Annotated in this window: 21 protein-coding genes; 1 reads left to right on the forward strand and 20 read right to left on the reverse strand. The window is 42.9% G+C overall.

Annotated elements, in window-relative coordinates; genetic code table 11:
• Positions 1 to 153: 153 nt before the first annotated feature.
• The 20 genes from ADI76_RS04670 to ADI76_RS04765 all read right to left on the reverse strand — a co-directional run bounded on the left by ADI76_RS04670 (position 154) and on the right by ADI76_RS04765 (position 22,133).
• Positions 154 to 552 carry a DUF1310 family protein gene (locus ADI76_RS04670; protein ID WP_049514941.1) on the reverse strand — a complete coding sequence of 133 codons (399 nt, stop codon included), beginning with the start codon at positions 550 to 552 and terminating at the stop codon, positions 154 to 156.
• Between the two features lie 105 nt (positions 553 to 657).
• Positions 658 to 1,422 carry an amino acid ABC transporter ATP-binding protein gene (locus ADI76_RS04675; protein WP_049514942.1) on the reverse strand — a complete coding sequence of 255 codons (765 nt, stop codon included), beginning with the start codon at positions 1,420 to 1,422 and terminating at the stop codon, positions 658 to 660.
• Between the two features lie 19 nt (positions 1,423 to 1,441).
• Complete coding sequence (locus ADI76_RS04680; RefSeq protein ID WP_003004305.1) at positions 1,442 to 2,128, reverse strand: amino acid ABC transporter permease; 687 nt, start codon at positions 2,126 to 2,128, stop codon at positions 1,442 to 1,444.
• Positions 2,129 to 2,131: 3 nt separating this feature from the next.
• The gene (locus ADI76_RS04685) at positions 2,132 to 2,824 is read right to left on the reverse strand and encodes an amino acid ABC transporter permease (RefSeq protein WP_049514943.1); all 693 of its coding nucleotides are present in this window, start codon (positions 2,822 to 2,824) and stop codon (positions 2,132 to 2,134) included.
• Between the two features lie 66 nt (positions 2,825 to 2,890).
• The gene (locus ADI76_RS04690; protein ID WP_049514944.1) at positions 2,891 to 3,769 is read right to left on the reverse strand and encodes a transporter substrate-binding domain-containing protein; all 879 of its coding nucleotides are present in this window, start codon (positions 3,767 to 3,769) and stop codon (positions 2,891 to 2,893) included.
• Positions 3,770 to 3,797: 28 nt separating this feature from the next.
• Positions 3,798 to 4,799 carry a uroporphyrinogen decarboxylase family protein gene (locus ADI76_RS04695; RefSeq protein WP_049514945.1) on the reverse strand — a complete coding sequence of 334 codons (1,002 nt, stop codon included), beginning with the start codon at positions 4,797 to 4,799 and terminating at the stop codon, positions 3,798 to 3,800.
• Between the two features lie 99 nt (positions 4,800 to 4,898).
• Positions 4,899 to 5,099: a hypothetical protein gene (locus ADI76_RS04700; RefSeq protein ID WP_049514946.1), complete on the reverse strand. Its 201-nt coding sequence runs from the start codon at positions 5,097 to 5,099 to the stop codon at positions 4,899 to 4,901.
• Between the two features lie 18 nt (positions 5,100 to 5,117).
• Positions 5,118 to 6,119: a uroporphyrinogen decarboxylase family protein gene (locus ADI76_RS04705; protein ID WP_049514947.1), complete on the reverse strand. Its 1,002-nt coding sequence runs from the start codon at positions 6,117 to 6,119 to the stop codon at positions 5,118 to 5,120.
• A gap of 424 nt (positions 6,120 to 6,543) precedes the next feature.
• Positions 6,544 to 8,352, reverse strand: coding sequence for a glutamine--fructose-6-phosphate transaminase (isomerizing) (gene glmS / locus ADI76_RS04710; RefSeq protein WP_049514948.1), 1,809 nt, complete (start codon positions 8,350 to 8,352; stop codon positions 6,544 to 6,546).
• 372 nt (positions 8,353 to 8,724) lie between these two features.
• On the reverse strand, positions 8,725 to 10,110 hold the full coding sequence (locus tag ADI76_RS04715) for a glycoside hydrolase family 1 protein (protein ID WP_049514949.1): 1,386 nt from the start codon (positions 10,108 to 10,110) through the stop codon (positions 8,725 to 8,727).
• 135 nt (positions 10,111 to 10,245) lie between these two features.
• Entirely contained in the window at positions 10,246 to 10,941 is a 696-nt protein-coding gene (locus tag ADI76_RS04720) for a gamma-glutamyl-gamma-aminobutyrate hydrolase family protein (protein WP_049514950.1), read from the reverse strand.
• Between the two features lie 177 nt (positions 10,942 to 11,118).
• Positions 11,119 to 12,639: an ABC transporter permease/substrate-binding protein gene (locus tag ADI76_RS04725; RefSeq protein WP_049514951.1), complete on the reverse strand. Its 1,521-nt coding sequence runs from the start codon at positions 12,637 to 12,639 to the stop codon at positions 11,119 to 11,121.
• The gene (locus tag ADI76_RS04730) at positions 12,632 to 13,360 is read right to left on the reverse strand and encodes an ABC transporter ATP-binding protein (RefSeq protein WP_049514952.1); all 729 of its coding nucleotides are present in this window, start codon (positions 13,358 to 13,360) and stop codon (positions 12,632 to 12,634) included. Before ADI76_RS04730 ends, ADI76_RS04725 begins: the two co-directional genes overlap by 8 nt.
• The gene (locus ADI76_RS04735) at positions 13,353 to 14,207 is read right to left on the reverse strand and encodes an SDR family oxidoreductase (protein WP_049514953.1); all 855 of its coding nucleotides are present in this window, start codon (positions 14,205 to 14,207) and stop codon (positions 13,353 to 13,355) included. The genes ADI76_RS04730 and ADI76_RS04735 overlap by 8 nt, the downstream gene beginning before the upstream one ends.
• Before the next feature lie 18 nt (positions 14,208 to 14,225).
• Positions 14,226 to 14,675 (reverse strand): MarR family winged helix-turn-helix transcriptional regulator, encoded by a 450-nt coding sequence (locus ADI76_RS04740; protein WP_049514954.1) that lies wholly within the window; start codon positions 14,673 to 14,675, stop codon positions 14,226 to 14,228.
• Positions 14,676 to 14,982: 307 nt separating this feature from the next.
• Positions 14,983 to 15,396: a YjdF family protein gene (locus ADI76_RS04745; RefSeq protein WP_049514955.1), complete on the reverse strand. Its 414-nt coding sequence runs from the start codon at positions 15,394 to 15,396 to the stop codon at positions 14,983 to 14,985.
• Positions 15,397 to 15,540: 144 nt separating this feature from the next.
• A complete protein-coding gene (locus ADI76_RS04750) occupies positions 15,541 to 16,770 on the reverse strand; it encodes an acyl-CoA thioesterase/bile acid-CoA:amino acid N-acyltransferase family protein (protein ID WP_049514956.1) in 1,230 nt (409 codons plus the stop codon).
• Positions 16,771 to 16,827: 57 nt separating this feature from the next.
• A complete protein-coding gene (locus ADI76_RS04755; RefSeq protein ID WP_014633841.1) occupies positions 16,828 to 17,283 on the reverse strand; it encodes a MarR family winged helix-turn-helix transcriptional regulator in 456 nt (151 codons plus the stop codon).
• A gap of 98 nt (positions 17,284 to 17,381) precedes the next feature.
• Positions 17,382 to 19,883: a leucine--tRNA ligase gene (leuS, locus tag ADI76_RS04760; RefSeq protein WP_049514957.1), complete on the reverse strand. Its 2,502-nt coding sequence runs from the start codon at positions 19,881 to 19,883 to the stop codon at positions 17,382 to 17,384.
• Between the two features lie 270 nt (positions 19,884 to 20,153).
• On the reverse strand, positions 20,154 to 22,133 hold the full coding sequence (locus ADI76_RS04765; protein ID WP_049514958.1) for a peptide ABC transporter substrate-binding protein: 1,980 nt from the start codon (positions 22,131 to 22,133) through the stop codon (positions 20,154 to 20,156).
• Between the two features lie 144 nt (positions 22,134 to 22,277).
• On the opposite strand from ADI76_RS04765, the gene ADI76_RS04770 reads away from it, so the two are divergent.
• Positions 22,278 to 23,600, forward strand: a complete 1,323-nt coding sequence (locus tag ADI76_RS04770) for a DUF1958 domain-containing protein (RefSeq protein ID WP_065428410.1) — start codon at positions 22,278 to 22,280, stop codon at positions 23,598 to 23,600.
• The last annotated feature ends 117 nt before the right edge of the window (positions 23,601 to 23,717 follow it).

The following is a 23,717-nucleotide window of genomic DNA, read 5'->3' on the forward strand; positions in this document are numbered from 1 at the left end:
TTTATTATACAAAATTCTATTCATACCTGAAATGTTACTTTTGTTAAAAAATGTTGCCAAATCGTTACAAGTACTAGCTATTAATGTAACATATTGGTTTTGATACAGAAATGTTTCTATTTATCTATATTAGGGGTATTTACCTAAATGAGTCTATTTCCCAGTCTCTTCTGCTTTACTTAACAGATCATCTAATTTTGCTGAAATACCGTAACTACCTGCTTCGAACTGTCCTGAATCTTCCATTTGAATAGTCGTATCGATCGTTAACTTTTTATCGCCATTGATAACGAGATAGACATTCATGCCTCCCATTGGGTTGTATTCCAATTTACCTTTTATCAGGGTATAGGAGTGAATGACTCCTTCTGAAGTGAAAGCTTTTGGATCGATACTGATTAACAAGTGTTTTATCGCTCGCTCCATTTTCGTGCTTTCTGCAATCTGAATCATTTCTCTTCTCTCAGCAGCTTTATCCGTAAAAAGACTGCAACCTCCTAGAAACAAAGTCAGTAAGAATAGTAGTACAAATCGTTGTTTTTTATCAGTCATATTTCCCTCTCACTTATATTATTCGTAATGATTTTTAAAAAATGAGCTAATTTTTAAATTTTTTCCAGAATCCAAAAAACACACCCTACATAGGTGTGCCTCTTGTTAAATCATGTATTCGACACTATAAGTGGCGTCAGATAAAATCCGTGATAGGAATTGTTTGGTTCGTTCTTCTTTTGGACTGTTGAAGAATTCATGGGGCTCATTTTCTTCAATGATATGCCCGCCATCCATAAAGATGACATGGTTGGCCACATCACGCGCAAAGCCCATCTCATGGGTTACGACAACCATGGTCACTCCTTCTTTGGCTAGCTGTTTCATGACATCTAAGACATCTCCAACCAATTCTGGGTCTAGCGCTGAAGTCGGCTCGTCCAGCAAGATCACGTCTGGTTTCACTGCGATGGCACGCGCGATTCCGATCCGTTGCTGCTGACCACCTGACAATTGAGAAGGATAGTAATCCTTGTAAGCGAGGAGACCAACTTTTTCAAGGGCGGATTCCGCCCGTTGGATGGCTTCTTCTTTTGGAATCTTCCGAGCTACAATCAAGCCTTCCAAGATATTTTCAAGTGCTGTTTTGTTGGCAAATAGATTGTAATGCTGGAAGACAAAGGCTGTCTTTTGGCGGATTTCTAGAATCTCTTTTTTGCTGAGTTTTGAGAGGTCATATGCTTTTCCACCTAGGGTTAGGTGGCCTGTATCTGCCTTTTCTAAGTGATTGAGGCAGCGAAGGAAGGTTGTTTTTCCTGATCCAGATGGACCCAAAATAACGACGACATCCCCTTGGTTGACCTTGAGATTAACATCTACCAGGACTTGGTGGTCCTTAAATTTTTTCGATACGTGTTCTACTTCTAACATCTTCTTATTTCTCCTTCTTCTATGCGAGTGTCAGGCGTTTTTCCAAGAGGTTGAATCCCCACTGAATCACCCCACAAATGACAATATAAAGAATAAAAATCACGAGATAGGATTCAAAATATTGATAACCATAAGAGGCTTCGACCTTGGCGATGGCGGTGATATCCTTGATCGTCATGACAAAGACAAGGGAAGTTCCTTTGACCAAGTTGATGACCAGGTTACACAAATTTGGAAGGGCTGAACGCAGGGCTTGTGGAAAAACAATGCGGATATAGGCTTGACGATTGGTCAAACCAATGGCTTGCGCTGCTTCTAGCTGGCCCTTATCTACCGTCAGGATGGCTGAGCGTAGAATTTCAGCCAGACTCCCTGTTGTCATCAAGCTAAAGATGATAAAGGCATAGTAAATGGGATTGATCTCAAAGACATTAAAGTGACTGCCAATACTCTTAAAAAAGCTATTTAAGAGACTGGGAAAGAGACTATAAAAGAAGAGAATTAAGAGAATCGGAGGAGTCGCGCGAATAAAGGCTAAGTAAACCACTGAGAAACTGCGAACCCCTTTGACCTTGTATATCTGACCGAGCGCCAAAAAGAGGGCTGGAAAAAAACTCAAGAGGATCGATACGACCATGATCAGAAGGGTCACTGGAACACCACCCAAGGTGGCTAGAAATGTTTTACTAATAAAATTGAAATCCATAAGCTACCTTTCTGTTACGCTGAGTCGTTTCTCAAGGAGTTGAGCTGAGAGGGAGATGACAAGGGCAATTCCCCAGTAAATCACTGCTACGGCTGTATAGGTCTCGAGGGAATAATTCCCAAGATTGCGACTGATCAAGTTGTTTCCTGCTCCCATGATATCGATAAAGCCAATGGTATAAGCCAAAGCGGCGTCGCGCATGAGGTTCAAGATGGCCGTCGTCATATTTGGAAGAGCCACGCGAAAGGCTTGGGGAAGGACAATCCGCCAAATGGTTTGAGCTGGCGTCAAGCCAATACTCAAGCCTGCCTCCATCTGACCTTTGGGAATGGCCAAATAGGCTGCCTTAAAGACCTCAGAAATCATAGCCGCAAAGAGAAGAAACATGGCCACAAGAACAAAGACAAACTTGGACCAGTGATCAATGTCAATACCCAACCACCAGTTCAAAAATTGGGGGAGCCCATAAAAGACCAAGAAGAGCAAGACAATCGGAGGGGTACAACGCAAAGTAAAGACATAGCCTTTTGCCAGACCTGCTCCTACCTTCTCTTCTGATACTTGTGCCCAAGTCAAAACCAAGCCAAATGCAGAACCAAGAAGCGTCGTTAACACCATCAAAGCTAAGGTCGCTGGTAGAGCTTGGACCAAGGTTGGAAGAAATGACCAGACCTTGGAAATGTCGTATGAGACCATGTTTCTTTTCCTTTCTGTATCCGGATAGAAATAAGGAAGCTGGGGCTATGCGCACCCAGTTCCATCTTATTTCTCTTTATCTACATAACTGAAGACATCTTCACCGAAATATTTTTTCGACAATTTCGCAAGCGTTCCATCTTTTTCCAATTCTTTGATGGCCTTGCTGTATTCTTCCGCAAATTTTTCGTTTTTCTTATCCTTATGGATCAATGGATAAGTTGGAATTCCTTTGTAGGCAAACCAGCTGAGTTTGTCTGCGTATTGGTGGTAAGAACCATCTTTATCTGTGACAGCTTTTTCAAAGGAAAGTTTGATGTCAAAGAAGGCATCGTAACGACCTTCAAGTACCCAAGCATAAGCATCTGCGACTTTGAACGATTCGGCAGCTGTTAATTCGATTTGTTGGTCCTTATGCTTTTCATTGTATTCTTTAATAACATTCCATTGCGCATTTTGTGGTGAAATTGGAACCAATTTTCCTTTTTCTTTCGCAAAGTCATCAATGTTCTTGTATTTATCCGCATCTTCTTTTCGTACGGTAAATCCGATGATACTTGCTCCGATTGGTTCTTTTGGAATGATAAATTTCTTGGCGCGTTCTTCGGTATACCAAGCTCCTTTGGTTCCGATATCATACTTACCAGATTCTAGACCGATCAAAAGGTCGTCGTCACTTGTTCCAGTGTACTCAAACTTGTAGTCTGGTAACTTTTCGTCAATGGCTTTCAAAACAGCTACTTCATAGCCATCTGATTCTCCTTTTTCATCGACAAAATCGTAAGGTACATAGTTTTGCGTGTGGGCTACTTTCAAGGTTGTCACCTTGTTCGATCCTGTTGAGCCTTTGCTGTCGTTTGCATGGTTCAAGCTCCGTCCAAGAATGGTTGCACCTGCAAGGGCAAGAACGGCCACCCCACCGATAATCCATGTTTTTTTACTCATACTCTGTTCTCCCTGATTCTATTTTTTCTTATTCTGCTGCAGCTTCACGAACCCATTCGATTCGTTCTTCATCAATGTCACTTGGAATAGTACAATCCGCACCGATGACCAAGCCTGTGGTTCCAGTTTCTGCGATGATGCGTTTGGTTTCTGCTTGGATGGCAGCCTTGTCTCCTGTATAGAGAAGACCATTTTTGCCATTTTCAAAGCCACCAAGAACCGTACGTCCACCGAAGATTTCTCGTCCTTCTGCTAGGCTGATTCCTTCTGGTCCAACTGCCCAGTTAATGACTGGAGCTGGGTAGTCTGTGAAGAGATGGATATCATTGCGAGCTCCTTCGTAGCCACAGATATGAAGTATATTTACCCCACCTGCTTCATTGGCTGCTTCTAAGACATGGAGTTCACTCGGTGCAATAATATTTTTATAAACTTCTTGGCTCACGCGCGCATCTTGGATACTTTGAACACTGAGGTAGATCCCGTCTGCTCCTGCTTCTTTAATGATGCGTTGGCTCAAACTTGCAATATCTTGACCAATCGTATCCAATACTTTTTTAAGGGTTGCAGCATCTTGATCGATGAAGTTTGCGATCAAGTCATCTCCACCTGACACTTCTCCGACCAACCATTTAAAGTAAGTTACTGGAGCAAAGATATTGTAGATGGCTACAATGTCCTCTTCAAAACCGGCACGGATTTTTTTTACAAGCTCCACCTGCTCTGTGATCCATGGATGATCGGCTCCGAGAGGTTCAATTCCTGCTAAGTCAGAAATGTTTTCAAGGCCTTTGTGAATGGCTGGATTTGGATAAGCAAAGTAACCATCGCTCATAAGTTTAACAAAGTCTGGTTGGACCTTGTGAAGGAAGTTTTGATGACCATTCAGGTTTTTTTCAATAATTTCCGGATTAGAAAATCCTTTCAACCATTCTTCTTCTGTTGTAAAATGGTGCCAAAATCCAACTGGCACACGATCAACCGCTTCTCCCTTAAAAGCTTTTAAGACTAATTCTCTTTTTGTAGACATGTTCTTACCTCGTTCTATTCTTTTCTTGTTTGTTATCTTAACACTTCAATCATTCTTTGACTAATATATATTTTTTATCAAGTTCTTCATCTTTTTTTATCACTGTCCGTCTAGGAGTAGAAGTCCAGCTAGATCAGACGGGCGCATGAGGGAGAGGCTATGAGCTGGAATTTTCTCCAATTTTTCGATGTCTGGATCTTTCCTTGTAATCCCATGACTGCTTGCTAAAGCGACTTTACTTAGCCCTAGAAGCAAAAACAAAACGGTTACTACGATACACCATACATTGATCTTTTTCATCTCCCTCTCCTTTCTTTTTTACAAGACGGCTGCTTGACGCACCCAGTCTAAGCGTTCCAATTGGAAATCATCTGGTACGGTACAGTCTGCCCCAAGGATTAAACCGCGACTTCCAGCTTCTGCCACCAAGCGGCGGGTTTCTTGCTCGATAGCTGCTCGTTCCCCTTGGTAGAGCAAGCCTTTCTTGCCATTGACAAAGCCACCTAGGACAGCACGATCCCCAAAGAGTTTGCGCCCTGCTGCTAGGCTCAGACCTTCATGATGAGTCGCCCAGTTAATGACTTGAGCTGGATAATCCTTGAAGAGGTCCACTTCATTGCTAGCTCCTTCAAAACCACAGATATGAAGGATATTGATGCCACCCGCTTCATTGGCTGCTTCTAGGGCAGCAATGTTGCTTGGTTCGATAACCTTACGGTATTCTTCCTGGGTTACCCGCTCATCTTGAACCTGCTGGGTTGAGAAGTAAATCCCTTCCACTCCTGCTTCTTGAATCAAGCGGCGACTTAAAGTAGAAATGTCTCCTGCAATCACATCAAGGACATGAGCTAAAGTTTCTGGATCTTCCTTGAGAAAGGCCGCAATCACTTGGTCTCCACGGGATTGATCCGTCCGGAACCAGCGTTTCAAATAAGAAATGGGCGAGAAGATATTGTAGAAAGAAGCAATCTCTTCATGGAAATGAGAACGAATTTCCTTGACCACTTCAATCTGTTTTTCAATCCAAGGATGATGCTCTCCAATTGGTTGAATATTCTTCAATTCTTGGATCGATGTGATCTCTCTCGAATAAAGAGCACTCGGATAGCGGAAGAAGCCATCACTCATGATCTTGACAAAATCAGGGGAACTTTCTTCAACATAGTGTTGGTGTCCTTTGATACTCTTTTCAAGTACAGCTGGATTGTCTAGCCCCAATTCTTTTTCTTCTTGAGTCACATAATGGAGCCAAAATCCTACAGGGATTCGCTCTACTGCTTCGCCTCGAATGGCACGAAGAACCAATTCTTTTTTACTCATTCCATGAAACCTCCTCAATATCTTCTTCAAAAGGAAAACTGACTGCTGCCCTTCTGAAATTTGTAACCATGATATCACCTCGAAAACTAGCTGACTAATATATTTTCCCTATCAAAGCCTTAACATTTCTTTATGGAGGCAGGTATCAAAAAACACGCAAGTCCTTGAAAACAAAGACTTGCGCGTATTCTTATCTATTCTTTCATTTTAGAAGAAATGGATCCCTTTGATCTTTTCTTGACCCTGTTATAAAAATCAACTATATCCCTTCCTTTTAGGGGAAGATTGGCTTATTTTGAGGCCAAGGATCACATTTTCCCCATCCTCTAACCAATCATGGGCTGTGGATTCGGCTTTGCCCCTTAAAAACAAATATCCTCGTTAGGAAAAACCTAACGAGGATGTTTTTTCTATATAGACAAGTTTATTCAACCGTTACAGACTTAGCAAGGTTCCGTGGTTTGTCGATATCGAGTCCACGATGAAGGGTTGCAAAGTAAGCAATCAATTGGGTTGGCACCACCATTGAGATTGGAGAGAGATAAGGGTGAACCGCCGTCAAGACTAAATTATCTGTCTCTTTAGCGACATTTTCTTCTGCAATGGTTAAGACATGAGCCCCACGTGCTGCCACTTCTTGGATATTACCACGTGTGTGGCTGGCTAGGACTGGATCAGATAAGAGAGCGATGACCGGTGTACCGTCTTCGATCAAAGCAATGGTACCGTGTTTCAACTCACCCGCTGCGAAGCCTTCACATTGGATGTAAGAAATTTCTTTTAGTTTCAGACTGGCTTCCATGGCAACATAGTAATCTTGGCCACGTCCGATATAGAAAGCATTGCGGGTTGTTTCCAACAAGCCACGGACTTTTTCATCGATCACTTCTTTTTCTGAAAGGGTTGATTCGATCGATTGGGCAACGATAGACAATTCGTGCACCAAATCAAAGGCTTTGGCCTTTTCATTGCCATTAGCTTCCCCAACAGCTTTGGCAAGAAAAGCAAGGGCTGCGATTTGAGCCGTATAAGCCTTAGTAGAAGCGACCGCAATTTCAGGACCTGCATGGAGCAACATAGTCATGTCTGCTTCACGTGAAAGAGTTGAACCTGGCACATTAGTCACTGTCAAGCTTGGAATGCCCATTTCATTGGCTTTGACCAATACTTGGCGGCTATCGGCTGTTTCACCAGATTGACTGATAAAGATGAAGAGTGGTTTCTTACTAAGAAGTGGCATTCCATAACCCCACTCAGAGGAGATACCGAGTTCTACTGGAGTATCCGTCAACTCTTCTAACATTTTTTTAGACGCAAATCCAGCATGGTAAGAGGTACCAGCCGCAAGTATATAGATACGGTCTGCTTCTTGAACCGCTTTGATGATAGCTGGCTCTACCACTACTTGACCTGCCTCATCTGTATAAGCTTGGATGAGTTTACGCATGACGGTTGGTTGCTCGTCGATTTCCTTGAGCATGTAGTATGGATAAGTTCCCTTACCGATATCTGATAAGTCAAGTTCAGCCGTGTAGCTAGCGCGCTCACGACGATTTCCATCGTAGTCTTGGACTTCAACGCTGTCTGCTTTGACGATGACCAACTCTTTGTCATGGATTTCCATATATTGATTGGTCTCACGAATCATGGCCATGGCATCTGAGCAGACCATATTGTAACCATCCCCAAGACCGATCAAGAGTGGTGATTTATTTTTTGCCACATAGATGGTGCTTGGATCTTCCGCGTCCATTAAAGCAAAAGCATAGGCCCCACGGATGATGTGGAGGGCTTTTTTGAAGGCTTCGAGCGTAGACAAGCCATCTTCTTCAGCAAATTTTCCGATCAAGTGGGCTGCGATTTCTGTATCTGTTTGCCCCTTGAAATGGTGACCGGCTAGGTATTCTTCCTTGATTTCAAGGTAGTTTTCAATCACCCCATTGTGGACCAAAACAAAGCGACCTGTTTCAGAGCGGTGTGGGTGGGCATTGTCCTCAGTTGGTTTTCCATGAGTGGCCCAACGGGTATGTCCAATCCCAGCTGTCCCTTCGACACCTTCTGCCTTAGATGACAATTCTGCAATACGGCCAACTGCCTTTACCAATTGGCTCTTGCCTTCACTAGCCAGGAAAACACCCGCAGAGTCATAGCCTCGGTATTCGAGTTTTTCAAGTCCTTGAATCAAAATATCAGTAGCGTTTGTATTTCCTACAACACCAACGATTCCGCACATAGTTTTTACGATATAGCCTTGCTATACTTTCCCCTTTACTTAGTCAAACGACCCATGGTCGATTTCTCAGTTACTTTAAAATTGGTCTAGTCTAATTTGACCAAAAAGCAACCAGCGGAGTCAGTATACAATGCTTCTTCGAGTTTGTCAACTAGGAAATTCAAGAAAATTGGTCTAGTTAAGTTAGGGTTAAGATTAGAGACAAAGTCATCTAGAAAATTTCCACTGTAAGAAAAATACCTGAAACATAATCGTTTCAGACATTCGGAATGATTGAGAGTCAAACCGTTTGGGGAACTATTTGACTCCAAGTTTTAAAATGATGATGTGAGGAGGCTCAAATTGAGCGGAACACAGGCTGCGGATTTTGATTTAGTCTTTAAATCCATTGGCTTGGCTTAGTTCTTTAAACCAATGGCCGGATTTTTTGAGGCTTCGTTTTTGACTTTCGAGGTCCAACTCAACTAAACCATAGCGGTTCTTGTAGCCATTGAGCCATGACCAGCAGTCAATAAAGGTCCAGATCAAATAACCTTTACAGTTGGCACCATCTTGAATAGCCCGGTGGAGCTCACGAAGATGGTCTTTGACAAAGTCAATCCGGTAGTCATCTTGGATCACGCCATCCTTGCGGAATTTTTCCTCTCCTTCGACTCCCATCCCATTTTCTGTCAAGATCCACTCGATATTGCCATAGTTTTCCTTGATATTTTGGGCAATATCATACAGGCCTTGCTCATAGATTTCCCAACCACGGTGGGGATTAATCTTGCGGCCTGGCATGACGTAAGGTTCATAAAATTGCTCAAAGAGTAGGGGAGAAGCTGGATTCGGAGCATAACGAGGAGCTGCCACACGGAGTGGTTGGTAATAGTTAACACCTAGATAGTCGACGGTATTTTCCTCCATTAAGCGCAACTCAAAGGGATCATAATCCGGCAAGAGATCACGCTCCCGCAAGATCTCCACTAATTCTTGAGGATAATGGCCAAGAACAGAAGGATCTAAAAAAGATTTGGCTTGAAAGAGCTCGGCAATGCGAGCGGCTTTAACATCTTCTGGATGCTGGCTCCGAGGATAGGCTGGTGTCAGATTGAGCACAATCCCGATCCGGGAATTGGGATTCACCTCGTGACAGGCCTTAACCGCTAGACTGCTGGCTAACTGGGTGTGGTAGGCTACTTTGACAGCTGCTGCCGCGTCTACCTTATGAGGAAAATGAGCATCATAAAAATAACCAAACTCTACAGGGACAATGGGTTCATTAAAGGTAATCCACTGGTCGACCAGATCCCCATAGGTCTTGAAACAAAAACGCGCATATTCTTGATAAGCATAGGCAGTTTCCTTGTTTTCCCAACCATCGCCCTGCTCTTGAAGAGCCATCGGCAAATCAAAATGATAGAGGTTGACCAAGAGGTGAATCCCTTTTTCTTTAATCTTTTCAAAGACACGGCGGTAGAAATCAACGCCTACTTGATTGATCTCCCCTCGGCCTTCCGGGAAAATGCGGGACCACTGAATAGACGTCCGAAAAGCTGTGTGACCGGTTTCTAACAAGAGATCCAGGTCGTCTTCCCAGTGTTCATAAAAAGTGGATGTTTTCTCTGGTCCCTGCCCTTGATAAAAGCGATTGGGTTCGATCCTATACCAGTAATCCCAGAGATTGTCACCTTTTCCATCCTGATCTAGACGCCCTTCTGTCTGTGGACCCGAGGTCGAACTCCCCCATAAAAAATCCTTTGGAAATTGAAACATGTCCTAATCCTCCTCATTCTACTAGCTCTATTGTAGCGAATCCTCCCCCAAAACCTAGGCACAATTTACAGTCTTTCTTACGCAGATTAAAGAAAAAGCCCCCTTAGGAAAAATTCCTAAGAGAGCTGGTCCTCATTATAAGTCATTCACGACATATTCAAAGAGTTTGTGGTCTGCTGGACTCTTGTCAAAACGCAATTCCGGATGCCATTGAACGCCGAGAAAACGACTTTCATCTATGGATTGAACCGCCTCTATGACGTCGTCTTTGGGATCCCGCGCGATTACTTCTAAGCCATCTGCCAAGTCTTTGATACTTTGGTGGTGAAAGGAATTGATGCGACTGGTCTTACCATAGATCTCTTGTAAAACCGTCTGATCCTTGGTCACCAGCTCTTGGCTGGTATACTGACCTGGATTGTCCTGCCAATGATCCTCAATGTCTTGATGCAGAGTTCCCCCTAGAGCGACATTGTAGAGTTGGGTCCCACGGCAGACGGTAAAGATAGCTTTTTTAGCCGCACGCGCTTCCTCAATCAAGGCCAACTCAAAAAGATCACGTTTTAAGAGGTAGTCATCGCTATCAATGGTGATTTCTTCTCCATAAAACTTGGGCAAGACATTTTGACCACCAGTAATGATGAGCTTATCGATCATCGACATGTAGTGTTTGGCCATATCCGCATCTCCAATTGGCAAGATCAAGGGAATTCCTCCCGCCTCTTTGACCGCTTCGACAAAACCAGTCGCCGCATAACTCATGTTCGCGTCTGGATCATCTGGGAAGGGTCTTTCATTTCCTGTAATTCCAATCACTGGTCTTTTTTTCATACTTGTTTCCATATACTTTCATTCATTTTCAAGGCTTATTGTAACACAATTTTAAGCCAGACTCAATGGAGAGTTTTTGAAGAGAAGGCCTCTCCCTCTATAACAAAAGCTTGCTGAAAGGGTTAAAATTGCTTTCTATTAAAAAATCCTCAAGTGCGAAGACTTGAGAATTGTTTATTAATTTTTGATAACCCCTTCTTTTAGCAAAAAGTCACGCGCCACTTGAGCAGCAGACTTGCCTTCTACTCCGACTTGGTAGTTCATCTGGCTCATTTGCTCTGCTGTGATTTTACCAGCTAACTGATTGAGAATCCCTTCCAATTCAGGATGTTTCTTAAGAAGAGCTTCTTTCATGAGGGGTGCCCCTTGATATGGCGGGAAGAGTTGCTTGTCATCTTCAAGGACCACCAGGTCATAGCGAGCCAGCTCGGCATCCGTTGAGTAAGCATCTGTGATCTGGATATCACCGGACTGGATCGCCTGGTAGCGAAGGGCTGGCTCCATGGTGGAGACTTGTAAATGAAGTCCGTAAACCTTCTGCAAGCCCTTGTTCCCATCCTCTCGGTCATTAAACTCCAAGGTAAATCCTGCCTTGAGTTGTCCTTCCACCTTTTTCAAATCTGAAATGGTCTTGAGACCATACTCTTGGGCAATTTTCTTAGGGACTGCAACAGCATAGGTATTTTGATAAGCCATGGGTTTGAGCAAGGCCAGGTCGTCTTGTTTCTTGATCCCATCTCGAGCCGCTTGATAGACTGCTTCTGGATCATGACTGACTTGCGGCGCCGGCTTGAGGAGACTTTCAGTCACGGTCCCTGTAAACTCTGGATAGATAGCAATATCCCCTTTTTTCAGAGCTTCATAGAGGGAGGTGGTCTTGCCAAAATTCGGTTTGACGGTCACTGTCATGTCCGTGTTTCCTTCGATCAAAATTTTATACATATTGGCTAGAATTTCCGGTTCAGGACCTAACTTCCCAGCGATGACCAGGTTTTCTTTTTCCGGTTTGGGAAGAAGACTTGGTGTATAGCTAGCTCCCAATCCGATAACCATTACCGCAAAAGCCGCAAAGATGGTCCGCAGCTTGGCCTTTTCCATCCATTTGAGAAGAAGGTTAAAGGCGATGGCTAAGAAGGCGGAAGACAGGGCACCGATCAAAATCAGACTGGCATTATTGCGGTCAATCCCTAGAAGAATAAAGGAACCGAGTCCCCCTGCTCCAATCAAGGCAGCTAGGGTAGCCGTCCCGATAATCATCACAGCTGCTGTCCGAATCCCAGACATGATGACGGGCATGGCCAAGGGAATCTCGAACTTCTTGAGTCGTTCCCACTTGGTCATCCCAAAGGCGGTTCCCGCTTCTTCAAGGCTTGGATCAATCCCTTGTAAACCGGTGATGGTATTTTGAAGAATGGGAAAAATGGCATAGATGACGAGAGCTGTCAAGGCCGGAAGCGTCCCTATTCCCATGATGGGAATGAAGAGGCCCAAAAGGGCCATGGAAGGAATAGTCTGGAAGATCCCAGCTACCTGTAAAATCCAGTTGCTGGCTCTCTTGCGTGTACTTAAATAAATAGCCAGAGGCACCGCCAGAAAAATCGCAAGAAGCAAGGTCAGTAATGACAGTTGCAAATGTTGCCCCAGTGCAGTGAGCCAGTCTCCAAAGCGTTCTTGAAAAGTTGCAAATAGTTTAGACATGGTGAGCACCTCCAAATAAATCCGCAACAAAGTCATTGGCTGGCTGGGCTAAAATGGTCTCAGAATCCGCCACCTGCACAATCTCTCCTTCTTGCAACACTGCAATCCGATCGCCTAATTTTAAGGCCTCGTCCGTATCATGAGTCACGAAAATAGTCGTCATACCAAACTCTTTGTGCAATTTTTTAGTCAGAGCCTGCAACTGCTTGCGAGAAATGGCATCCAAGGCTGAAAAGGGCTCGTCCATCAATAGAATCTTTGGCTCTGCAATGATGGCACGCACAATCCCAATCCGTTGTTGCTCCCCACCAGACAGCTCATGGGGTTTGCGATCAGCGTAATCAGAAGCTGGAAGGCCTACTTTTTCTAAAAGTTCGACTGTTTTGGAAGCCACTCGCTCCTTGCCCCAGCCCTTCATCTCAGGAATGAGAGCGATATTTTCCGCAACTGTCAAATTAGGAAATAGGGCAATGGCTTGAAGCACATAGCCGGTAGACAGACGTAATTCGCGTTCATCATAGTCCTTGATGCGTTTTTCATCCATATAGATATTGCCATCAGTTGGCTCCAAAAGACGGTTAATCATCTTGATCATGGTGGTCTTTCCAGATCCTGAAGGGCCTACGAGGACCATAAATTCACCATCTTCAATGCGGAGATTGACATTTTTTAAAATGTCTGTATCCGTGTAGCGCAAGGCTACATGTTTATATTCAATCATATTCTTCCTCATTAAGTTTTCTGTCTCTAAGAGTATCCAATAGGCTACTTGCCGGATGTCCTAGAACTTTTTCGATATCTGTTGAAACCCCAGCTTGTTCCCCAACTTTAATCGCTATATAGGTGCTGACCCAGGCATCGTACTCCCAAGTTTGTGCTGGCCATTTTTTCCGTGACTCATAGGCTTCTTCTACTGATTCATCCACATACGCGATGGCGTCACCGGTCTCTTTTGAGAGAAGCGCTACGATTTCTTCCATGGAAAGATCCTCTGGCCCTGTCAGATTCAAGGTTTGATTTCCCCACTCCTTAGGATTTAAAAGAATCTCTGCTGCAACCCTAGATGTGTCCTTACGGGCAACAGCTGACACAAGACCACTGCCTGCCGGACCACGAATCTCTCCATTTTCAAGCGCCATATCAATCAGGAAGTCCAAGTAAAAATTATCTCTCAAAAAAGTGTAGGTGAACCCTAACTCCTTGATATAGGCTTCCGTCTGGGCATGATCTCGAGACAAGGTGAAAGTTGCCTTCTTATCTGCCCCATAAAAGGAGGTATAGACGATATGCTCTACTCCTGCTAGCTTTGCAGCATCTAAAAAGTCCTTGTGTTCCTTGACACGCTCTGGATTTTCCCGAGCAGAAACCATCAACAAGATATCAATCCCCTTTAAGGCCTCAACCACCTCTGGTGTATTGGCATACACTATTTTACGAATTTCCGCTGACGCATAGATCTTTGCACGCTCTGGGCTTCGTGCTAGATGGACTGAAGCGATTCCCTTCTTATCGACAAGATTCGCCACATAAGAACCTAATTTCCCTGTTACCCCTGTAATACCAATCATAACTGTTACTTCCTTTCCTTAGATGTCATTCTCTTTAGCTTTTAGATTTGAGATAATCCGCTCTTGATAGGCCTCAAATTCTCGGATTTCTTGATCCGAAAATCCTTGATAGAAAATCTCCCCCAATTCTTTACTGACACGGTCTCCAATTTCTTTTTGTGCCCAACCGAGGTCTGTCAAAGAGATATATTTTTTCCTTTTATCCTGCGTGCAAGGTTGAATCGTAACCAAACCTTGTTCTTCCAATTTCTTAACCATGCTAGTCAATGTATTATTGGCTAGACCCGTCGCAAGAGCGATATCCGTAGCAGTTGCCCAACCATCCTCTTTTTCCCAAAGCACTGTTAAGATCTTACCTTGTTCACTTCTGTATTGAGCATCTGGCTCCTTGCTCAAGAGTTTTTGAAAAAGTCGCCCATTTAACAAGCGTATTTGTAAAGCTTGGTATCCCCCTTGCATATTGTCCATTTTGTCTCCTTTTTATTTCTATATCGAAATTTATATTTTCATTGTAATCCTTTCACTTACATTTGTCAATTGTTTCGATATCGAAATAAAAATCTAAGAATATGTCCACAGGATCCTTGAGGAACTTCAAAATACCAGATTTTTTAATCCTTTTACACCATCTTCCTTGGAAGAAAATCAACCTTTATACTCCTTTTCGAACGACACTGAGTTTGACATCTCTTCATTATCATGCAGAATGAAATTTGTTAAAAAAGCCTCGGTAGGGTTCTTCCTACCGAAGCTTTTTTGATGAAAGAGATAAGGGTTAATGTCCTTTATGCTTCTCTCTTCGTTTTTGCTGTTTGCGTTCAAATTTCTCTTGTTCGAGCAATTGCTTTTGGACACTAGATTGATGTTTTGAAATCTTTTTTCTTTCCTCATACTGCAACTGTAATAGTTCTTTCGACTTGGAAGAAACTTTCTGATTTACTTGTTTCTTCACCATTCGCTGTAATCGTTTAGGATTCTTGATTTTTACATGTTGCTTAACTATAGCTTCTGGACTAAAAGATAATTGAGTAAACTGAGTCTGTAAGATCTCTAGAATTTCATCATCTTTTGGCTCCTGACCAAATGTCACACGACAAACTTGATAAGTTTCTCGATAGACTTGTTCGAACAAACCATGCCAAAATCCATCTTCAAAATAAACTGTCAATCCAATTGAAATTGTTTCCACGACAGCACCTCCTTAAATCTATCCCTAAGAATGGACAACCAAGGAGGAAGGTTACTGATAGGCTTGCCTACGTCTGGACTACCAACCAGAACTGTGTTTTTATCTTAGTTGGAACTATTATAGCATATTTATAATCTATTTTTATTACTTCTTCAAATACCTATCAAAAAAATGAATCGTAGCCAACCAAGAATCCTTACTCTCTTCCATCAGTAAACACCAATCTTTTCGATAACGATGATTTGGTTGATAAGACACCGTCAACATGTGACCTGTTTCATGATATTTTTTAAATGTAATGTAGTGGCCTTTATAATGTGAGACAATATCATCAATCGCTGACGAGGCATCCCATATTTCATCAACAGTACTTCCGAGCAATAAGATTGGTGAATGCATTTGACCAATATCTATCCTAGCAGAGCAATCTTTAGGGAAGTTTTTTCTAAAAAATTTACTGAATAGATAATCTCCAAGTCGAAACTTTTGATAGGGAAGTTCTTTTTGCAAATGCGTCCAAGAAGAAGTATGAGAGTTCCATTTCCCTTTTATCCCTTCATATACCACATCAGAGGGTGAATTTAGTACCAAACATTGAACGTCATTAAAAAGGCTCTCCTCAGCTAAAACGAATTCTGCTCCCTTAGACCGTCCATATATTCCAATTTTTTCACTATCTACTTGGGGATGCTGACGTAGATAATCCTTTGCTTCCACAAGGCACTCTAAAGGAATACGCTCCAAATGTTTTGGTAACCCCTCTAAACCAAAATAAGCTATCGCAAGACAAATATAGCCTCTAGAAGATAAAAGCTGAGCTATATTCTGTACCTTTTCAATCCGTCCTTCACTACCGCTCACAATAATCACGGCTGGCGCCTTTCTTAACTTTTTATCATAAAATAATCGACCTTGAAAATGTTTCCCGTAAATATCTTGATGACTAATTTGCGAACTCATGTAATGTCTTGTGAAAGTTCTCTCTGCAATGACAGTATTTCCTTGCATAATTTTGATATCCACAAAAAAATGATCTAATAAGGGAATTTCAGAAAGAGAGTTTGGAAGTTTCTTTCTCTCATTGGTTAAGGGCTTAGCATTAAAAAATAGTCCCATTGTTGAAATGCCTTCATAAGAGCCAGAACAAGATGGAGTTTGTGAAATATCAATAATACCATTCTTATCTGATACAAAAGTCCCTGTTGATCTCCATAAAACATCATGGGCTAAAAGCATGGGGGCATTGATACAATAATAATCAGTTAGGTACATCTCGACTCTATATGTTTCTCTTGGTTTTAAGCCATTGATGACAATATTAAAAGATTCGTCTGCTAACTCAGACTCTGAGATAAGTTCAATTTGTATATTCATATCTTCCTCTTTTTTGTTAATGTAATTAACAATGTAGTTTTAAAATTACCGTGATTTTTACCACGGTAATTCTCGCCATACCTGTTCAACATCATCCATCAGTTTCATAACCATTTGAAGGTCCTCATCACTATAGTTTCTTAAAACTGAAAAAATGGTTTTTTCAATATGTTCTTGCTGCTCTTTATGGATGTTAAAAACTTCAACCCCTTTTTTGGATAATATCAGATATTTATTTTTTTCATTATCCTGTGCAAATTCAAAAGTAACGAGGTCTTTCTTGGTTAAACGTCTAACACTCTGAGTAATAGCGCTCCTTGATACTTCAAGTAACTCAGATAATTTCACTAGATTCACAGGCTGATTCCGACCTATTAGATCAATCAAATGGACTTCATTAATAGTGATTGATTTATCAATACTATTCCTATGCTGATCCTTTTTCAACTGTTCAAAAGCTAAAGCAAAGCTGTTAAAACGATTATTAAACTTATGCAGTTCTTTCTTATTCATAGTTTCCTTCTTTTTGTTAATGATATTAACAAAATATCGTTTTCTTGTCAAGAAGAGTCAAAAATCCTCCAGAACTTAGCTCTGAAGGAATTTTAATTTTATTTCACAACGATGTTAACAAGTTTGTTCGGTACACTAATCACTTTCACGATTTCTTTGCCATCAATCTCTGCCTTGACTTTGTCGTCAGCTAGAGCGACTTCTTGCAATTCTTCACGAGAAAGGTCTTTTGCGACCATGAGTTTAGCACGGACTTTTCCTTTGATTTGAACGACGATTTCGATTTCGTCTTCAATCAATTTTCTTTCGTCCCATGTTGGCCAAGCTACGTAAGAGATTGACTCACCTGTTGCTGCCACTGTTTGCCAGAGTTCTTCTGCCAAGTGAGGGGCAAATGGAGCAATCAATTGGATGAAGCCTTTGGCGTAATCCACATAGAGTTTATCTTCCTTGTTAGCAGCATTGACAAAGACCATGAGCTGGGCAATGGCTGTGTTGAATTTCATAGACTCAATTTGCTCTGTGACAGCTTTAACGGTTTCGTTATAAACCTTGTCTAGAGCACCATTGTTTTCCGCAACGATTTCTTTACTTGTGATCAAACGGTACACACGGTCGAGGAACTTACGACTTCCTTCCAGACCTTCTTCAGACCAAGCGATCGAAGCATCGAGTGGTCCCATGAACATTTCATAAACACGAAGGGTATCGGCACCGTATTGTTCCACCACATCGTCTGGGTTGACCACGTTCTTGAGGGATTTAGACATCTTAGCTGGTGCTTGCTCCAATTCTTCCCCTGTTTCCACATGGAAGAAGGAACCGTCACGTTTTTCAACCTTGTCAGTCGCTACAAGAGCACCGCGATGGTCACGGTAGCTAGTTCCCAAGATCATTCCTTGGTTAAAGAGTTTTTGGAACGGTTCTTTAGTTGGAACAACACCGATATCATAGAGGAATTTATGCCAGAAACGAGCGTAAAGCAAGTGGAGCACGGCGTGTTCTGCACCACCCACATAGATATCGACTGGCAACCATTGTTTGAGGAGGTCCTCATCAGCCAATTTCTCAGTATTGTGTGGGTCGATATAACGGAGGTAATACCAGCTTGAACCTGCCCATTGTGGCATGGTGTTGGTCTCGCGACGACCTCTGACCCCATCTTCACGAGTCACTTCCAGCCAGTCTGTCAGGTTAGCTAATGGGCTTTCACCAGTACCTGAAGGGCGGATATCCTTGGTGACTGGCAAGACAAGTGGGAGTTCATTTTCTGGAACAGCTGTTGAAGTTCCATCTTCCCAATGAATGATTGGGATTGGTTCACCCCAGTAACGTTGACGGCTAAAGAGCCAGTCGCGGAGACGGTAGGTAACCTTTTCTTGACCGCAGCCTTTTTCTTCCAACCAAGCCACAATCTTGGCAATCGCATCTTCTTTGTTGAGTCCGTTCAAGAAGTCAGAGTTGACGTGAAGGCCGTCTTCTGTATAGGCAGCTTCTGCTACGTTTCCACCTTCCAACACTTCTACGATTGGAAGGCCAAACTGTTTAGCAAATTCCCAGTCACGTTCATCGTGGGCAGGTACGGCCATAACGGCACCTGTTCCGTAGCTAGCAAGAACGTAGTCGGCAATCCAGATTGGGATTTCTTTACCATTGACAGGGTTTACGGCATAAGCACCCGTCCAAACCCCTGTTTTTTCCTTAGCAAGGTCTGTACGAGCCAAGTCTGATTTAAGGCTAGCTTGGTGTTTGTAGTCCGCTACAGCCTTAGCTTGTTCAGGTGTTGTAATGGCATCTACCAAGTCATGCTCAGGCGCCAAAACAGTGAAGGTCGCCCCAAAAAGGGTATCAGGACGAGTGGTAAAGACGGTGAATTCCTTATCAGTCCCTTTCACCTTAAAAGTGACATTGGCACCAGTTGATTTCCCAATCCAGTTGCGTTGCATGTCCTTGATAGACTCTGGCCAGTCAAGGTCATCCAAGTCAGTCAGCAAACGCTCTGCATAGGCAGTGATTTTAAGCATCCATTGGCGCATTGGTTTACGGACAACTGGATAGCCTCCACGCTCAGAAGTTCCGTCAGGAAGGACTTCTTCGTTGGCGATGGCTGTTCCCAACTCTTCCACCCAGTTTACTGGCACTTCCGCTTCATAAGCCAAACCTTTTTCGTAAAGCTTAGTAAAAATCCATTGCGTCCATTTGTAGTAGTTCGGATCTGTAGTATTAACTTCACGGTCCCAGTCGTAAGAGAATCCAAGCGCATTGATTTGACGTTTGAAGTTAGCAATGTTTTCTGCTGTGAATTCAGCTGGATCATTCCCTGTATCCATCGCATATTGCTCTGCAGGCAAACCAAAAGCATCCCATCCCATTGGGTGAAGGACATTGTAGCCTTGCGCACGTTTGAAACGGCTAAGGATATCTGTTGCTGTGTAGCCTTCTGGGTGTCCTACGTGTAGACCCGCTCCAGATGGGTAAGGGAACATGTCCAATGCATAAAACTTAGGTTTTGAAGCATCTGTTCCTGTCTTAAAAGTATGATGGTCAACCCAGTATTTTTGCCACTTAGGCTCAATTTCTTTATGATTGTAAAAACTCATAGCGTCTCTCCAATTTTCGTGATGTTCCTATTATACCATTTTTAGGCGATTTTTAAAGGTTCAGACAAAGAAAAAGAGACTGGGCAAAAACTGTCCAGCCTTCGATGCTTGATAGAAATAACAGTATGACGCAGTGGTTGATTGGCATCTTTGTTCGCTTTTTAAGCTCCAAAGATGACCTAATCAACTGTGCGGGGGTGGGAAAACGAACTCTTTTCATCCAGTCCGAGTTCTTTCCCACTCCCCCATCCTGTTTTCTCTAAGAAAAGTCTATTTCACATGCTTTTCAAGTTCTTTTTGCGCTTTTTTATTGGATTCTTCTTTTTCTTTCTTCCATTGTTCACGCGCTTTGTCGTAGTCTTTCGCCGCTACGACCTTGTCTTGAACTTCTAAATACTTATAGTTAAAGGTTTGACCCTTGTGGCCGGTCCAAGCAAAGGCTGCAGAGTATGGTACAGTCTTACGAACGACTGGAGAAGCTCCATCCGAATGAATCGGAATCAAGAGGGCGCTATCGGTCAACCAAGCTTGAGCCGCAGCATATTTTTCATAACGCTTGTTGACATCTGTGTTTTCTTTTTGAGCGTCTTCAATTAATTGATCGTACTCATCAAAGCCAGCTGCTTTTGCCGCAGCATTATCCGTACCAGCATCGAATCCAAAGTAAGAATTGGCATTTTCACCAGATTTACCACTGGTGATGTCGATGTAAGAAGATGGGTCCGTATAGTCTGGTCCCCAGCCCAAGTTATTGTTCAAATCCCAATCTTGTTGCGAAGCATTTTCAGCAAAGTAGGTCACCCGTTGAAGATCATCCTCAGAAACCATATTCAGGTCGATGACAATATTTTCTGCTCCCAATGTAGACTCAACTGATTGTTTAAAGGATTGGGCTTGTTTGATTCCTTCCGTAAAAGTCGAAGAAGTTGGAAGATCCAAATGAATTGGGAATTCAACTCCTTGAGCCTGCAAGTCTGCCTTAGCTTTGGCAAACTCTTCTTTGGCCTTGGTTGGATTGTAGAGGGTGTCTTTTCCATCTGCAACAGAGACCCCTTTCCATTCATCCCCATAAGCTTCCAAGTCTTTTTCTACTGCATCACCAAATTGTTTGCCATCGATTTGGACAAAGTTTGGTGGCGTAAAGGTATTACGGATCACCTTATTGGCACCCGCTTCCCCGTTAGCTTGCGCTACATAAGCCTTGCGGTTAAAGGCAAACATAATGGCTTGACGGAAGTCCTTGTTCAAGATTGCTTTCTTGGTAGAGGCCTTTTGAGCGTCCGTGGTCTTCTTTGTGATTTCATAGGCCTGACGGTCAATGTTGAAGGAAAGGTTATAGGTTGAGGAACCTTGATCAGTATAGACGATGTCGTCCTTATGCTTCTTCTCTACACTCTTATAGTTGGAACCATTTGGGAAAACACGGGCAACTGTATAGTCACCGTTATCAAATCCACGGATCAGAGACTCGGAGTCTTGACCATCATAATAAGTCAGTTTAACTTTACTGATCTTGACATTTTCCGCATCCCAGTAGGTTGGATTTTTTTCTAATATCGCAGAAGATTTCGAAGTGATGGATTTGATCAAATAAGGACCGCAGTAGAGGATACTAGACGGAGAGGTTCCTTGACCGTAATCATCTCCCTTGGATTTCAAGAATTCTTCGTTGACCGGCATCAGGATCCCCATCGTGGTCTTAGAATTCCAGAAGCTTTCAGGCTGGCTCAAGGTATATTGAACGGTATAATCATCAATCGCTTTCACACCAACGGTTGAGAAATCAGATGTTTTCCCTGTAACATAGTCATCCAAGCCTTTGACAGATTTTTGGACCAAGTAAATCGCTTGTGATTTCTTATCTGCTGCGTGCTTGAGACCTGTCACAAAGTCTTGGGCCTTAACCTCTCCTCCATATTCTTCCCCTTCAGAAGTCATCCATTTGACCCCTTTGCGGAGTTTATAAGTATAGGTCAAGCCATCTTTGGAAACAGTCCAGTCTTTAGCAAGTGATGGGATTAAGTTCCCATACTTGTCTACTTCCAATAATCCATCTACCGCATTTCCTGTAAACTCGGAAGTCGATTTTTTATTGGAAATCGAATAGTCGAGAGTATCCGGATCCTGGGTATAAACATAGCTAAACGTCTGTCCACCGGAACTTCCAGATTTTCCACCTGAGCAAGCTACTAGGACACCAGCTGATAAAAGCAGAGCGCTGGTAGCTAAGAGTACCTTTCCTTTGTTCATACAATTCACCTCATTGTAAAAATGTTATATTCAATTTAAATTATAGCACTTTCCAGGAAAATGTAAACGCTTTTACTGCGAAATTATTCTCTTTTTTCTTTTTCTAGAATTTTTTCCGTTTTAATCCCTAACCTGTATGATATAATGGAATTTATGAATAACGGGAGACATTTACACAAACGACTAAAACACAGCCTCTTGTCCCTCCTTGTAGGAGTCTTGACATTAGGCCCTATCTCTACTGCTTTTGCGGACGATATCTATCAGCAAGAAGATGTCATGAAAATTGCAGCCGATGCTGGACTGGTATTGGATGATTTTTACAAGCCTAAGGCCGACATCGTCATCGATGCCAATACTGGAGCCATCCTATACGGAGACAATATCGATACGGTCCGGGACTCAGGCAGCATGGCCAAACTCATGAGTGCCTATGTGGTCTTTCGGGCTCTCAAAGAAGGCAAGATCAAGTACGATACCGTGATCACAGCAACTGCGTCAGACCAAGCCATTTCGGAAAACAATCTGTTAAGCAACTCACCGATTGTGGCTGGCGTAGACTACAAAGTATCGGAATTGATCAAGATGCTCTTTGTTCCCTCTTCCAGCGCAGCTGTAATTATGCTCGCAAACGCTGTTACGGACAATGATCCCGATAAGTTTTTGGACTTAATGAATCAGTACGCACAAGAAATGGGGATGAGCCATACCAAATGGCACAATCCAAATGGGGCAATGATTTCGGTGCTTCAAGGCTACTACAACCCTCAGCGCTACGATGTCAATGCCAATAACGAAATTACAGCGCGAGACATGTCTATTCTGGCTTATCACATCGTAAACGACCTGCCAGAAATGTTGGAATACACCAAGCAAGCTCACACCACCATCATGGAAGGAACCCCTTACGAGCAAAGCTACGATAATTACAACACTTCCCTCGAAGGTGGAAAGTTCGCCCTCAAAGGAACAGATGGACTCAAGACCGGATCTAGCCCGACTGCTGACTACAACTATACCGCGACAACCAAGCGGGGTAAACAACGGATTATCGAAGTCATCCTAGGCGTTGGAAACTACGATGTCGAGATCGCCGAAAGCTACCGCAATCAGATCGGAAATACCTTGGCTGAGAAAATGTTCGCAGACTACCAGTATAAAAAAGTCCTTTCTGCAGGGGAACACACCATCGACGGGAAGACCATTCAACTGAAGCAAGACTTCTATGCAACCGTTAAAAAAGGTACGAATCCAGCAATTAAACTGGAAAACAACCGCCTGGTCGTCCAAAACGGCTTGCAACAGGTATCTCCAAGTATTAAGGCAGGAATAGCCGTGAGCGATTCTAAAGCAACAAACTCTAGCAGTAAACAGAAGGGACTAGATGCCATGTGGCTCTTCTGCTTCTTGCCAGCCGGAATTTTATACCTGATCTTTAAACAAACCGATCCAAAAAGAAGAAAATAGAAAAAGAACTCCCATTACCATAAGGTATGGGAGTTCTTGGTTTGTCGACAAAGCCATCTTAGAAACTTTCCTTAGGTGAGTACGGACGTCAGCGAACTTCGAAGAAGTTCCATGACT

It is taken from the genome of Streptococcus parasanguinis, assembly GCF_001074805.1.
In the GTDB taxonomy this organism is placed as follows: domain Bacteria; phylum Bacillota; class Bacilli; order Lactobacillales; family Streptococcaceae; genus Streptococcus; species Streptococcus parasanguinis_A.